This window comes from Streptomyces sp. NPDC047917 (genome assembly GCF_043204345.1).
In the GTDB taxonomy this organism is placed as follows: domain Bacteria; phylum Actinomycetota; class Actinomycetes; order Streptomycetales; family Streptomycetaceae; genus Streptomyces; species Streptomyces sanglieri.
The window spans coordinates 254,777-268,108 of the sequence record NZ_JBIDCA010000009.1 but is presented as its reverse complement, the minus strand read 5'-3'; the positions used below and the strand labels follow the sequence as shown (position 1 = coordinate 268,108).

Annotated in this window: 14 protein-coding genes and 2 pseudogenes; 3 read left to right on the top strand and 13 right to left on the bottom strand. The window is 71.9% G+C overall.

Translation table 11 applies throughout. The annotated features are described in order from the left end of the window. Positions 1–252: 252 nt before the first annotated feature. Positions 253–921: a ScbR family autoregulator-binding transcription factor gene (locus ACGF8B_RS23240; protein WP_392741598.1), complete on the bottom strand. Its 669-nt coding sequence runs from the start codon at positions 919–921 to the stop codon at positions 253–255. 247 nt (positions 922–1,168) lie between these two features. Here ACGF8B_RS23240 and ACGF8B_RS23235 point away from each other — a divergent pair, with 247 nt between their 5' ends. Genes ACGF8B_RS23235 through ACGF8B_RS23225 form a run of 3 tightly spaced genes read left to right on the top strand, consistent with a single transcriptional unit; the run spans position 1,169 to position 3,938 of the window. Beyond that, positions 1,169–2,107, top strand: coding sequence for a ScbA/BarX family gamma-butyrolactone biosynthesis protein (locus tag ACGF8B_RS23235; protein ID WP_392741596.1), 939 nt, complete (start codon positions 1,169–1,171; stop codon positions 2,105–2,107). Beyond that, positions 2,104–3,228 carry an acyl-CoA dehydrogenase family protein gene (locus tag ACGF8B_RS23230; RefSeq protein WP_392741593.1) on the top strand — a complete coding sequence of 375 codons (1,125 nt, stop codon included), beginning with the start codon at positions 2,104–2,106 and terminating at the stop codon, positions 3,226–3,228. The genes ACGF8B_RS23235 and ACGF8B_RS23230 overlap by 4 nt, the downstream gene beginning before the upstream one ends. Continuing rightward, entirely contained in the window at positions 3,225–3,938 is a 714-nt protein-coding gene (locus tag ACGF8B_RS23225) for an HAD-IB family hydrolase (RefSeq protein WP_392741591.1), read from the top strand. The genes ACGF8B_RS23230 and ACGF8B_RS23225 overlap by 4 nt, the downstream gene beginning before the upstream one ends. Here ACGF8B_RS23225 and ACGF8B_RS23220 read toward each other — a convergent pair. The 12 genes and pseudogenes from ACGF8B_RS23220 to fabV form a co-directional block, all read right to left on the bottom strand. Then, positions 3,856–4,164, bottom strand: a pseudogene (locus tag ACGF8B_RS23220) (methylmalonyl-CoA mutase family protein); the annotation flags it as partial. The gene ACGF8B_RS23225 and the pseudogene ACGF8B_RS23220 sit on opposite strands and share 83 nt — an antisense overlap. Positions 4,165–4,176: 12 nt before the next feature. Continuing rightward, positions 4,177–4,821, bottom strand: a pseudogene (locus tag ACGF8B_RS23215) (methylmalonyl-CoA mutase family protein); the annotation flags it as partial. Positions 4,822–4,861: 40 nt separating this feature from the next. Further along, positions 4,862–6,130, bottom strand: a complete 1,269-nt coding sequence (locus ACGF8B_RS23210; RefSeq protein WP_392741588.1) for a dihydrolipoamide acetyltransferase family protein — start codon at positions 6,128–6,130, stop codon at positions 4,862–4,864. A 31-nt stretch (positions 6,131–6,161) separates the two neighbouring features. Next, a complete protein-coding gene (locus tag ACGF8B_RS23205; protein WP_392742027.1) occupies positions 6,162–7,121 on the bottom strand; it encodes an alpha-ketoacid dehydrogenase subunit beta in 960 nt (319 codons plus the stop codon). Positions 7,122–7,132: 11 nt separating this feature from the next. Next, positions 7,133–8,308, bottom strand: coding sequence for a pyruvate dehydrogenase (acetyl-transferring) E1 component subunit alpha (pdhA, locus tag ACGF8B_RS23200; RefSeq protein ID WP_392741585.1), 1,176 nt, complete (start codon positions 8,306–8,308; stop codon positions 7,133–7,135). Beyond that, positions 8,305–9,159: a MaoC family dehydratase gene (locus ACGF8B_RS23195; protein WP_392741582.1), complete on the bottom strand. Its 855-nt coding sequence runs from the start codon at positions 9,157–9,159 to the stop codon at positions 8,305–8,307. Before ACGF8B_RS23195 ends, pdhA begins: the two co-directional genes overlap by 4 nt. Positions 9,160–9,161: 2 nt before the next feature. Beyond that, positions 9,162–9,587 (bottom strand): PaaI family thioesterase, encoded by a 426-nt coding sequence (locus tag ACGF8B_RS23190; protein ID WP_392741579.1) that lies wholly within the window; start codon positions 9,585–9,587, stop codon positions 9,162–9,164. Continuing rightward, positions 9,584–10,327, bottom strand: coding sequence for a ketosynthase (locus tag ACGF8B_RS23185; protein ID WP_392741576.1), 744 nt, complete (start codon positions 10,325–10,327; stop codon positions 9,584–9,586). The genes ACGF8B_RS23190 and ACGF8B_RS23185 overlap by 4 nt, the downstream gene beginning before the upstream one ends. Next, a complete protein-coding gene (locus tag ACGF8B_RS23180) occupies positions 10,324–11,508 on the bottom strand; it encodes a beta-ketoacyl-[acyl-carrier-protein] synthase family protein (RefSeq protein WP_392741573.1) in 1,185 nt (394 codons plus the stop codon). The genes ACGF8B_RS23185 and ACGF8B_RS23180 overlap by 4 nt, the downstream gene beginning before the upstream one ends. Continuing rightward, positions 11,498–11,770, bottom strand: coding sequence for an acyl carrier protein (locus tag ACGF8B_RS23175; protein ID WP_392741570.1), 273 nt, complete (start codon positions 11,768–11,770; stop codon positions 11,498–11,500). Before ACGF8B_RS23175 ends, ACGF8B_RS23180 begins: the two co-directional genes overlap by 11 nt. Then, on the bottom strand, positions 11,767–12,039 hold the full coding sequence (locus tag ACGF8B_RS23170; protein ID WP_317860540.1) for an acyl carrier protein: 273 nt from the start codon (positions 12,037–12,039) through the stop codon (positions 11,767–11,769). Before ACGF8B_RS23170 ends, ACGF8B_RS23175 begins: the two co-directional genes overlap by 4 nt. Positions 12,040–12,087: 48 nt before the next feature. Then, on the bottom strand, positions 12,088–13,332 hold the full coding sequence (gene fabV, locus ACGF8B_RS23165; RefSeq protein ID WP_392741567.1) for an enoyl-ACP reductase FabV: 1,245 nt from the start codon (positions 13,330–13,332) through the stop codon (positions 12,088–12,090).

The following is a 13,332-nucleotide window of genomic DNA, read 5'->3' as shown; positions in this document are numbered from 1 at the left end:
CGGCGCGCCTTCCAGCGGTCTCGCGGCGAAGTGGGAGATCCAGCTCGTTCCGGCGGAGGCGGGGAAGCGATCTTCGCCGTTCCGTGAGAGGTGCCCCGGGAGAGGCGCTCCGGGAGTGATGCCCGGGCGTGATGCCCCTGGAGGGGTGTTCCTGGAAGGACGTTCCGATCGGCTGTGGCACTGCTGCCGCTGCTCGGCCGTCGGTCGGCCGGCCGGCAGCGGTAGCTCGGTGCCCCGTGGATCCGTGGGCCATCACTCCCGACGGATCGAGGGAAGCATCAGGTCTTTCACCTCGCCCCAGCGGTCCAGCATGTCGGCCTGTTCGTTGAGGGTGTCCGCGATGTGTTGGACGCCGAAGAAGGCCGCGACGAGCGCACGTGCGGCGGCCTCGGGCTTGAGGCCCGGGCGCAGTTGGCCGGCGCTCTCGGCGGCCCTGAGCAGATCGGTGAGCAGCAGCGTCCATCCGACGAAGGGTGCGGGAAGGCGGACGGCGAGGTTGGAGCGTTCGATCTGGAGCCGGGCGCTGGCTTGGACGATCGGCTCCTCGTGGAAGGCCCTGGCGACGCGGTCGAGGAGGAGCTCAAGGGTGCCCAACGGGCTCAGGCCCTGCGCCTTCACGTCCTTCACCAGCGATGGCCAGCGCGCGTAGTGCTCCTCCACGACGTATGCGGCGAGGTTCTCCTTGCTGATGAAGTGGTGGTAGATGGCCCCCTTGGTCACCTCTGCCTGTACGGCGATCTCCTGGAGCGATGCCTCGCGGAACCCCTTGGCGGCGAACTCCATGGCCGCGACGTCCAGGATGATCTGCCGGGTGCGCCGCGCGCGCTCCTGGCGCATGGGTGGACCCTCGTCGGCGATCTGGAACCGCCACGGACTTTCGATGTCCAGGTCGAACTCACCCGGTTCGCTGATTTCAGCCACCCTTGCGCCCCTTCCGGTCACGTGTTGTCGTCCATTGAAATATATACCTTCCGGTGGGTATCTTTTTGCTCGCCGCGGGTGCCTGCTTGTGGGTTCGATGTGGACCCTCGCTTTCGGCGCGTGCCCGGGCCTGAGTCAAGGACCCGTGGGGGGGAGATCTGTAGTGTCTGTCATCAATCATGACGTTTCCGGTCTGATGCGACCTGAACAGAACATATCGGTCCGACCGTTGTCCTTCGAACGAGCAGTGTCGAGAACCCTGGTCCACAAGGCCGCTCCGTCCGAGGTCTTCCTGACGGACATGGTTCGCGCATCGGCCGACCGGTACCGCGTCGCCGCGAAGTGGCCCGAGCGGCACACCCTTTTCGGAACGGGGCCGCGGCGTACGCTCGATCCGCTGCTGCTCGTCGAGACCGTTCGACAGGCCGGACTGTGTCTGACGCAGCGGTACTACGACGTGCCCCAGGACCATCAGTTCGTGCTCTCCAGTCTGGAGTACGAACTCGACACGTCACCCCGGTCGATCGACGCCGGGCGGGCCGTCGACACCGCTGTGATCGAGGTCCGTTGCCAGGTCGAGGTCAGCCGCGCGGACTACCTGAGCATGTCCCTCGACGCCGTGATCCTCACCGAGGACGGCATCCGGCTCGGCCAGGTCGGCTTCTGCTGGCGCTCGCTCTCCCCTCAGCGGTACGAGCAGCTGCGCTTCAGCGGCGAGGGCCCCCGCGCCCCCGCACCCGACGGCACGCTCGCCGACCCGGTGGCCACGCCGGCCGCCGTCGGGCGCTCGCACGGCAAGGACGTCATGCTGGCGCCGGGCAACAGCGTCCGCAACTGGCGGTTCAGGTTGGACCGGCAGCATCCCGTCTACTTCGACCACGCCTGTGACCACATACCCGGCATGGCCCTGCTGGAGTCCTTCCAGCAGGCGGCATGGCTGATGTCGGCCCATGCCGAAGGCGTCGACGCCGAGAACTGGCTCTGGAGCCCGACGGCAGGGGCCCTGACGTTCCAGTCCTTCGGCGAGCTGGACGCCCCGACCACGATCGACGCCGAAGTGGCACAGGAACCGTCCGCCTACGGGCAGCACGCCGTGCGCGTCTCGGCGACGCAGGGGGGCACCGTTCTGGCCACCGCGGCACTGCTGGGTTCCGGCTTCTCCGTGGCCGGTGGAGGCATGCTGTGACCACGGCCCTGTCCAGTGCGGCGCTCGACTCACTTGCCGGCCGGGCGGGCCGGGCCGCGGGGGCCGCACATGAACATCGCCGGCTTCCCGCCGAACTGGCCGAGGCCGTGTCGGCCTCCGGGTTCACCCGGCACTTCGTGCCCGGACGGTGGGGAGGCGAGGAGGGCACGTTCACCGGGTTCGCCCGGGCCGGCACGGCTCTCGCCGAGGAGTGCGCCTCGACCGCCTGGTGCGCCGCGCTCTACGCGGCGCACGGCCGACTCGCCGCGTATCTCCCGGAGGACGGGCAGCGCGACCTGTGGGGCCGGTCGCCCGATGTGCGGATCGCCGCGGCGGTGATGCCGCCCGCCGGCCGGGCGGTGGCGGAGGGCGACGGATGGTCGCTCAGCGGTGAGTGGGCGTTCGCCAGCGGCATCGACCATGCGCACTGGGCGCTGCTGGCCGGCCGGACCGGCGCGGACGAAGAGCGGACGGTCCGGGTGTTCGCCGTGCCACGCCACGAGTTCGAGGTCCTCGACACCTGGGACAGCACCGGGCTGCGGGGCACCGGCAGCAACACCGTCCGCGTGAAGGACGTCCTCGTCCCGTCCCACCGCACCCTCACGCCGGCCGAGCTCGCGCACATCGACCCCGACCGGGCGCGCTGCCACCGGGTGCCGTACCCGGCGGTCGCCGGAATCCAGTTCCTCGCGCCCGCGCTCGGGGCGGCGCGGCGGGCCCGGCAGGCGTGGATCGGCGACATGTCCGCACGGTGCCGCGCGGACGGCCGCCCCGCACACACGACGGTCACCGCCCAGCAGGTTCTGACGCGCGCCTCGGCCGAGATCCATGCCGCGGAGCTGCTTCTGGCAGAGGCGGCCCGACGGGCCGACGAGGACCCCGTCACCCCTTCCGTCGTGGCGGAGAACGTACGCGACTTCTCGGTCGCCGCCGAACTCTGCGAGACCGCGGTCGGCCGTCTGGTCCGCGCGGCGGGTGCCCGCGCCCTGACCGGGAGCAGCCCGCTGTACCGCGCCTGGCAGGACGTGTGTGTCGCCACCGGCCATGCCTCCCTCGGGTTCGAGGCGGCGAGTGCCCACTACGCGCAAGCGGTTCTCCCGGCTGCCGGGACAGAGGCATGAGGAACCCGCGCATAGCCTTCTTCGACGTCGACGAGACGCTCGTCGCCGCCAAGTCGATGCTGAGCTTCTGGAATTTCTGGCAGCGTGAATCCGGAGCGGGAAAGCCGGGCCGACCGGCCCCGATTCCGCTGGAGAGGCTCCTGGAGCTGCCACGGGAGGAAGCCAACCGGGCCTACTACAGGTATTTCGCGGGTGTACGCCGGACCGAACTGCTGGCCGCCGGGCGCCGGTGGTACAGGGCGGCGCGCGACACCGACGCCGTCTTCCTTCCCGCGACTCTGGACCGGCTCAGACTCCACCAGCGTCAGGGCTTTCGCATCGTCCTCGTCTCCGGGTCGCTGAGAGCCTGCGTGGACCCCATAGCCGAGGCGGTCGGAGCGGACAGGGTGCTCTGCACCGAGCAGGCGGTCACACGGGACGGGGTGCTGACCGGCGGGCTGATCCGCGCCATGATCGGGAGTGCCAAGGCGCGTGCTGTCGCCGAGGTCCTCGACGCGTGGAACGCGGATGCCGGGAACTGCTACGCCTACGGGGACCACCCCAGTGATCTCCCCATGCTGCGTGCCGTCGGTCATCCCGTCGTCGTGGGGCAGCACCGGCAGCACACCGAACTGGCGACGATCGCGCTCACCGAGGGGTGGCCCACCCTGCCGGCGGCTCCGGCGGGCGACCGCCGGCCGGTGGCGGCCGTTCGGACGGGCCACCGATGAAGCGACAGCGGCCCACCGGGGGATACGTGCCCCATGTGCCGCGCAGGGTGTCGCAGACCTCGCCGACGGTGGCGCCGGCGGCGAGGGCGTCCTTCATCGGGTAGAGGACGTTGTCCGTACCCACAGCGGCTCGCTCCACCTGGACCAGGGCTTCTGCGACGCGTTCACCGCACCGCCACGCCCGCAGCTTCGCGAGGCGTTCGGCCTGCCGGGTCTCGACGGCCGGGCCGACGCGGTGCGACTCGTCACCGTGGTGGCCGCAGGCCGGGACGATGCTCCACCTCGGGATCTCGGCCCGGCAGTACGTGAGGACGTCGGCGGCCAGCCGCAGTGAGGGCCCCGGCGGGAAGACGCGGGCGCCGCGCGCGATGTGCTCCTCGGGCACACCGTTCCGGGTGGTGCCGGTGAGCTTCTGGGCCGGGACGCCCTGTTCCTCGCCGACCAGTTGGTAGAGCAGCAGGAGCAGCGCGGCCGGGGCGTCGATCGTCATGGACGTGGAGACCCGGTCCAGCGGGATCCCGTCGAACAGCACCCGCATGTCGTCGACCGAGTCGATCGCGACCCCGGCCCTGCCGACCTCGCCGGACGCGATCGGCGCGTCCGAGTCGTGACCCGTCCGGGTGGGCAGGTCGAAGGCGACGGAGAGTTCCGTCGCCCCGTCGGCGATCAACCGCCGGTAGCGCGCGTTGGACTCGCCGGCCGTGCCGAAGGCCGCGTACCGCCGCGTCGTCCAGGGGCGGTACGCGCACATCGCCGGACACACGCCTCGGGCGGACGGGTACGTGCCCGGCCTCCCAGGCTGCGGATCCCGGTTCCGGCCCTGCGGCGCCGACGGGCCGTGCGCCGGCCGGACGGGCAGCCCGGAATCGGATGCGCGCGCCATGGGTGTGCCTCCTCAAGGTTGCGGTGGTGGTGCGAGGGAGCTATCGCCAGACCATCAAGAGCCTGGGGTTCTCCAGCACGGCTGCGGTGTCGGACAGCACCCGGGCGCCCAGCTCGCCGTCGACCAGCCGGTGATCGAACGTCAGGGACAGGGTGGCGACGTCGCGCACCGCCGGCTTCCCCTTGTGCACCCACGGCTTTCTCCGGACGGCCCCGAAGGCCAGGATCGAGGCCTCGCCGGGGTTGAGGATGGGCGCCCCGCCGTCGACTCCCAGAGCGCCGATGTTCGTGATGGTCGTCGTGCCGCCCCGCAGGTCGCCGGGGGGAGTCCGGCCGCTCCGGGCCTGGGCGGTAAGAGTCGCCAGGGACGAGGCGAGCCGGTCCATGGAGAGCCGTCCCGCGTCCTTGATGTGGGGAACGATCAGGCCTCGCGGGGTGGCCGCGGCGATGCCCAGGTCGATGCGCCGTCTGAGGACGATCTCCTGGTTCGGCTCGTCCCAGACGGCGTTGATCCCGGGGTGGCGCCGCACGGCCGTGAGGTACGCGGTGGCGACCAGCAGCAGCGGACCGACGGGAACGTCCCCCAGCTCACGGGAGGCCTTCAGCCGCCGGACGAGTTTCATCGAGCGCGTCATGTCGACGTCGATGAACTCCGTCGCGTGAGGTGCGGTGAAGGCCGAGGCCACCATCGCCCGGGCGGTGGCCCGACGCACACCACGAACCGGTATGCGCACCTCCGAATCCTCGGCGGCAGACCCGGCATCGGCGGGCCCGGCCACAGCCGTGGGGTCGTCCCCGCGTCGTGCGGCATCCAGAACGTCCTTCCGTGTGATCACACCGTGGGGCCCCGAGGGCCGGACGTCGGCCAGCTCCACCCCGTGGTCCTTGGCCAGCTTGCGCACCGGCGGCTTCGCCCGGGGTGTTCCGGGGGACGGCTCCGCCGGCCCGGGGCCGGCGGAGGAGAGCCCGCCGGCGGGCTTGCGGGGGCGCCGACGCACGGTTGTCGCCTCGCGCGGTCCGTAGCCGACCAGCACCTCCTGCCGTTCGGCGGGGGCCGTGGTGACCGCGATGATGGGGGATCCGACCTGGACGGTCTCACCCGGAGCGGCGAAGATCTCGGCCACGACACCGTCGTAGGGGATGGGCAGTTCGACGGCGGCCTTCGCGGTCTCGACCTCGCACACCGGTTGCCCGTCGGTCACCGTTTCGCCCACCTGGACACGCCAGTCGATGATCTCGGCCTCGACAAGTCCTTCACCCACATCGGGCATGAGGAACAACTGCCGGGTCGGGGAGGCGGCGACGGTCATCGGGGTACAGCTCCTCGGAAGTCATGGTGCGTCAGTGTTCGATGGCCCGGTCGACGGCGTGCAGCACCCGGTCGAGATCGGGGAGGTAGGCGCCCTCCACCCGGGACGGGGGATAGGGCGCGTGGAACCCGCCCACGCGCAGCACCGGAGCCTCCAGGCTGTAGAAGCACCGCTCGTGCAGCCGTGCCGCCAACTCGGCTCCGAGGCCGAGGAAGACGGGCGCCTCGTGCACCACGACAGCGCGGTGGGTGCGTTCGATCGACCGCTGGAGAGTGCCGAAGTCGACGGGTGACAGCGAGCGGAGGTCCACGACCTCCAGGCTCCGTCCCTCGTCCGCCGCGGCGGCCGCGGCCTCCAGGCAGACCTTCACGGTGGGGCCGTACGCGATGAGTGTCAGGTCCCGGCCCGGCCGCACCACGGCTGCCTCGTGCAGGCCCCGCGGAGCGGCGGACGTGTCGAGCTCCGCCTTGTCCCAGTACCGGCGCTTGGGTTCGAGGAAGATCACGGGGTCGTCGGACGCGATGGACTGGCGCAGCATCCAGTACGCGTCGTTCGCGTCGGCGGGTGACACCACCCGCAGACCGGCCGTGTGCGCGAAGTACGTCTCGGGCGACTCGCTGTGGTGCTCCACCGCGCCGATCCCGCCCGCGTAGGGGATGCGCACGGTGACGGGGAGCCGGATGTGTCCCAGGGAGCGGGCGTGCATCTTCGCCAGCTGGCTCACGATCTGGTCGAAGGCGGGGTAGACGAACCCGTCGAACTGGATCTCCAGCACCGGACGGAAGCCGCGCAGGGCCAGGCCGATGGCGGTACCGACGATCCCGGACTCGGCGAGCGGTGTGTCCACGACCCGTTCGTCGCCGAAGTCCTTGTGCAGGTGCTCCGTGACCCGGAAGACGCCACCGAGCCGGCCCACGTCCTCGCCCATGACCAGTGTCCTGGGGTTCTCTTCCAGCGCGAAGCGCAGGGCGTCGTTGAGCGCCTGGACCATGGTGGTGCGCGTCACGTGGTCGCTCCCTTCGTCCCGGGGTGCGGTGCCCCGGGCGCCGGTGTGTCGTCGGCGAACCCGGCGAGGTAGGCCGCGTGGTCGGTGCGCTCCTCGGCCACCAGGGGATGGGGCTGTGCGTAGACGTGCCGGAAGATCAGCTCGGGGTCGGGATCGGGCATGCCGCGAATGCCCGCCCGCAGCCGCCGGGCGAGTGCCTCGCCCTCCTCGTCGACCTCGTCGAAGAAGTCCTGGTCGGCCCACCGCTCGCGCAACAGGCAGGCGCGCACCCGGGCGACGGGATCGCGTCCCTCCCAGGCCTCCTGTTCGCCCGGCGGGCGGTAGCGGCTGGGGTCGTCGGACGTGCTGTGCGGCGCCATCCGGTACGTGAACGCCTCGACGAGTACGGGGCCTTCACCCGTGCGGGCCCGCTCCAGGGCCCACCGGGTCACCGCCAGGCAGGCCAGTACGTCGTTGCCGTCGACGCGCAGTCCGCGGAAGCCGAAGCCGGCGGCCCGCCGATGAAGGGGAGCACGGAACTGGCGGTCCGTCGGTTCGGAGATGGCCCACTGGTTGTTCTGGCAGAAGAAGACGACAGGGGCGCCGTACACGGCGGCGAAGTTGAAGGCCTCGCTCACATCGCCCTGGCTGCTGGCGCCGTCACCGAAGTACGCGACGACGGCGTCCCGCGAGCCTTCCTTGGCCAGGCCCATGGCGTATCCGGTCGCATGCAGGGTCTGTGCGCCGATGACGATCGTGTAGAGGTGGAAGTTCTTGTCCGCGGGGTTCCAGCCGCCGTGGTTGACGCCTCGGAACATGCCCATCAGGTCCATCGGATCAACCCCCCTGCACCAGGCGACGCCGTGCTCCCGGAACGTGGGGAAGGCGTAGTCCCCCGGGCGCAGCGCCCGCGCCGAGCCGACCTGGGCGGCCTCCTGCCCCAGGGAGGAGGTCCACAGGCCCAGCTCGCCCTGGCGCTGGAGGGACGCCGCCTCGCTGTCGAAGCGGCGGACCAGTACCAGGTCCCGGTACAGGGCGCGCACCTCGTCGGCCGATGTGTCGAGCGAGAACTCCGGGTGGGCCACCAGCTCGCCCGCGGGGGTGAGCAGCTGAACCATGGGCTCGCACGGGGCGGCAGTGCCCGGGACGTCGGCCGGGGCGGCCCCGGTACGCGGAAGATCGTCGACGGTCACAGTTCGTTCCTCGGTCGCAGGGCCGCACGGCCGGTGGCCACGGTCGTTCCGTCGCGGTCCGCCGCCATGAGCGAGACGGACCCGTGATGCGGACCGGTCCCTCGGGCCGGCCGGTCGGTCACCCGCAGTCCGGCGGATTCGCCGTCGATCACCAGGGGCCGGGAGAAGCGCAGCGAGAGCTCGTACGGACGGCCCCGGCCCGCCCCGGTCCTCAGGTGCTGCTCGGCCAGGGCGAAGGTGAGCATGCCGTGGGCGATGACTCCGGGGAATCCGGCTTCCAGCGCGGCGTCCTCGGACAGGTGGATGGGGTTGTGGTCCCCGGACACCGCGGCGTACTCGCGCACCAGCGCACGGTCCACGCAGATGCCGGGTGCGGGGTCCCGCGCGGGGCGGGGGCGGACGGGTGCGGGGGCCCTGGCGGGAGCCGCCGTGCCGGGCGCCCTGTGGACGAGCAGCGAGCCGGCTTCCGCGACGGACTCCGTGCCGACGGCCAGGTGCACCGACACCTCGGTCATGACCCCGTTCGCCAGCGCCTTCGTCGAGCGGATCGCGCACGCGCAGACCAGCTTTTCGCCCGCGTGGACCGGCCGGAGCAGACGGATGCTCTGCGCGCCGTGGAGCGCGACCGTTCCCGGCGGACCGTCCGCGAACAGCTGCCCGGAAGCGCGCACGGCGACGGCGGCCAGCAGGGCGAGCGGCAGCACCGTGCCGTCCTGGACGCTTCGGTCCCCCTCCGTACCGGAGGCCCGTTCGAGCATGGCGCGGAAGCGGTGGAGCTCTTCGGCCGGCACCGTGTGGTGCCCCGTGGCGGAACGCGGACCCTGCCGGGCGCACTGCTGGGGAGCGGTCATGGTCAGCGCCCCGGCCGCTTGCGCAGCAGGCACGTCAGACGCGCCGTGCAGACCAGCCGGTCCTGCTCGTCCCGGATGGTCACCTGGTAGGTGCCCACCTGCGAGCCCTGGTGAAGGGGCTCGCACACACCCGTCACCAGTCCGTCCCGGGCGGCGCGGTGGTGCGTGCAGTTCAGTTCGAGACCGACGAGCATCCCGTCGGGCGCCACGTACGCCCCGGCGGCCAGCGAGCCCAGCGTCTCGGCGAGCGCCGCGCTGGCGCCGCCGTGCAGGAGACCGTAGGGCTGCCGGTTGCCCGCGACCGGCATGGTGGCGACCACACGCTCCCGTGTCCACTCCTGGACCTCTATGCCGAGCCGGTGTATCAGCTGTTCCGCGAGCACCTCTTCGGGCAGGCCGGCCATCAGCTCGGCCAGGGATTCCTTCATGCCGCCTCTCCTGTCCGGCCGGCCCGCTCCGCGACCGCGACCAGGGGGAGCAGGGATCCGTACGGAGAGCTCCCGCCCTCGTACCCGGGCGGCCGGGAACCTTCCCCGGTGCCGACGGCGCGGCGCAGCAGCACCGCCACGGCCAGGTCCTGCTCCGGCGGTCGCGCCGACCGGCCGAGCCGGGCCACCTGGCCGTACGCGGCGCGGGTGCGCGGATTGACGGCCAACTCGACCCCGATCAGGAGGACCTGATCCAGTTCCGGCTCCTGCGAGAGCAGCAGCTCGGCCGCCTCCCACGCCTGCTCGGCCACGCCGTGGTCGGCGGCGACGCAGGAGACAGGTCCGGTGAGCCCGTACTCGATGGTCAGGTGCCCCAGGATCGACGTGGTGACGGACTGGAAGAAGAGCAGCGGGTTGTGCACCCGGCCGCTCACCAGCTTCCGGCTCGCCAGGTCGGACGTGGTCGCGTCGCCGGCCACCGTGGCCAGGACGACGGCCGTGGTGTCCGGGTACGGGCCGACCAGCGCGTTCCCGGTGCCGTCGGCCGGCGGATCGCCCAGACAGCGGCGCACGGTCTCATGGACCAGCGGGTTGAACGTCGAGGCGACGAACCCGGGCACCACGGGCAGTCCGGGACCGTCCGGCCGATGGGTGAGGTGCGCCGCCGCGACCACCCGCAGGGGCCCGCCGGCGGTGCCGGGCTGCTCCCGTGCGGGGTTCGGCGCTGCAGTGGATGTCACGGCTTCTCCAGAATGATCGCAGTGTTCAGGCCCCCGAAGCCGGCGTTGAGCGAGAGCACCCGGTCCAGGCGCGCCTGCCGCGGCTCATTGGGTACGCAGTCGAGGTCGCACTCCGGGTCCGGCTCGTCGTACCCCGCGGTCGGCGGCACGGTCTGGTTCTCCAGCGCCTGAAGTCCCACGACCAGTTCGACCGCGCCCGTGGCCTCCAGCATGTGGCCGGTCATGCTCTTGGTGGAGCTCACCATCAGCCGGTCCGCACGGTCGCCGAAGGCTTCTCGCAGCGCGGCGGTCTCCGCCGGGTCGTTGAGACGCGTGCCGGTCCCGTGGGCGTTGACGTACTGGATGCCGTCCGGGCCGACGCCGGCCTTGGCCAGCGCACGGCGCACCGCACGTGCCATGCCCAGCCCCCGCGGGTGCGGCTGCACGACGTGATGGGCGTCGGCGGACATGCCGTAGCCGCGGATGCGCGCCGACGACCGGGCGCCGCGCCGCAGAGCGTGTTCCTCGGACTCCAGCACGATGGCCGCGGCGCCGTCGCCGAGCAGCATGCCGCTGCGCCCCTGGGCGAACGGCCGGAGCTGCCCGTCCCTCGCGAAGGTACGACCGGAGTCGAACTTGGCGAACTGCTCCTCGTCGACCAGGTAGACACCCCCGACCACGGCGACGTCGACCTGCCCTGCGCTGATCATCCGGCAGCCGTGGATGACGGCGCCGGCGGAGGCCACACAGGCGTTGATGAACGCCAGGCGCGGCCCGGCGAAGCCGAACTCCGCCGCGATGGCCTCGGGGATGCCACCGGCGAAACTGCGGTGCACGTCCGCCGGATCGGAGGGCCGGCCCGCCGCCTCGTTCTCCCAGAAGCGGTGCAGGCCGGTGAAGTCGCCCTGCGTCCCCATGAGTACGGCCACCCGGCGGGGATCCACCGCCCCGGGGTCCTGCGGATCCAGCTTCGCCGCCGCGAGCGCGCCGCGGACGCAGCCGAGGACCGTGTCCAGCTGGCGCGGCGCGTTCTCCCGGCCGCCGTACGTCGCCGCGTACCGGTTGCGGAACGGCGTGGTGTCGAAGCGCTCGATGGGGGCGAACGCGTCGCGGCCGGTGAGGACATGGTCCCGCAGCGCGTCGACACCCGCGCCGAACGCGGTGAACACGTCGTAGCCCGTCACCCGCACCTCAGTCGGCATCGGTTCCACCCTTTCGGTGTGCGGTAGTTGTCACGGCCCCGACGGACCGCAGATAGGTGTGGATCCCGCGGACCGAGTCGAAGTGGTCGAGATCGGCCCCGTACGGGTCGATGCTGATGCCGTGCTCCTCTTCCAGTACGTGCTGGAACCACACCAGCGCGAGTGAGTCGAGGGTGATCGGGGTGTCGTCGCCCAGGGCCTCGGTGCCCGGCACGATCTCGGGGCGGCACAGCAGGCCCCGGACCTGGTCGATGGTGATCACGCAACCGCCTCGGCGGACGCGTCCTCCCGGTGGGCGGCAACCGCCGCGACGAACTCGCCGAGGGTGGCGGTCGGCTGGGCCGCCGGGTCCTCGTCGGCGATCTTGGCTCCGTACTCGTGCTCCACCTGCACCAGCAGCTCGACGAGCGCGAGCGACTCCAGCTCCAGACCGCCGGGGCCGAGCGGGAGGTCGTCGGAGACGGACTCGTCCACCTCGGGGAAGATCTCGCTGATGATGCCGATGACGAAGGAACGGATCTGGGATGCCATGACAGTTCTCCTTGACGGTGAGAGATCGGGGTTTTCGCCGGCGGGCGGTCAGCCGCGCGGGACACGCACCTGGCCATTGGTCACGCGGACCGGGTCGACGAGCGGCCGTACGGGGTCCGTCGGCGCCGTGTAGTCGACCCCCGGCAGACCGAAGCCGTTGAGGGCGAGCGCCTCGGCCCGGTGGGCCGCCGGGTCGCCGAGCTGCCCGACGGTGTCGCTGTCGACCCGCGCGAGGCGGTTGTCGACCTCCTCCTGGACGTCCGGACGCAGTTCGAGGTCGTCCAGCCGCAGACGCCCCAGCTCGTCCGTCACCACGGAGGGCACCGGCTTCGCCGAGGGGTCGAGCGCCTCCGGGTACAGCCCTCCCAGCAGCCGGTACGCCTGCTCCATGGGGCCTTCCTGCAACCCCGCCTCGCGCATGACCCGGCCGAGCAGCACGGTGTACAGCGTCTGTGCCGGGATGACCTGGCTGGCCTGGGTGACGAGGGCTCGCATCACCGCGGTCACGGCGCGGCCGCCGACGCGGCGGAGCCGGGCATCCAGGTCACGGCCGGTGGCCTCCAGGTGCTCCTTGGCCCGGCCGAGCGTGCCGGCCCGGTACGTGGGGGCCAGCGCGGTGTTGCCGACGTAGCTGAAGGCGACCGTCCGGGCTCCGGGCGCGAGGACGTCGGCGCTCTGCAGCGCGTCGATCCACCGACGCCAGTCGTCCCCGCCCATGACGGTGACGGTGTCCCGGATCTCCTCCTCGGAAGCCGGGTCGAGCGTCGCCCGGTCGACCTTGCCGGTCGCGCTGTCGTAGGTCTTCGCGCTGAAGGGCCGCTCGATCGTCTTGAGCGCGGAGCGATGGGTCCGGCCGGTCTCCGGGTGGGCGCGACGGGGTGCCGCCACGCTGTAGACGACGAGGTCCACGCTGCCCAGGTCGTCGCGGATCGTCTGGATGGTCCGGTCCTTCGTGGCATCGCTGAAGGCGTCTCCCACGACGGTGCGCGCGTAATGACCCTCGCGCTCCAGCTCCGCCTCCGCGGCAACGGTGTTGTACCAGCCGGGCGTCGCCGTCCGGTTGGGTGTGCCCGGACTCTCCTGGCACACGTTCAGCGTGGCTGCCCCGGCGCCGATGGAGACGGCGATCCGGGCCGCGAGGCCCAGCCCCGCGGAACCACCGACGACCAGGACGTTGCGCGGCCGGCCCGGTCCGGTGAACCTGTCCTGCCGACGGGCGTGGGCCACGTCGCGCCGTACGCGCTCGGCGCAGCCGTCGGGGTGGGCGTTGGCGCACAGAGCGCCTCGCAGCAT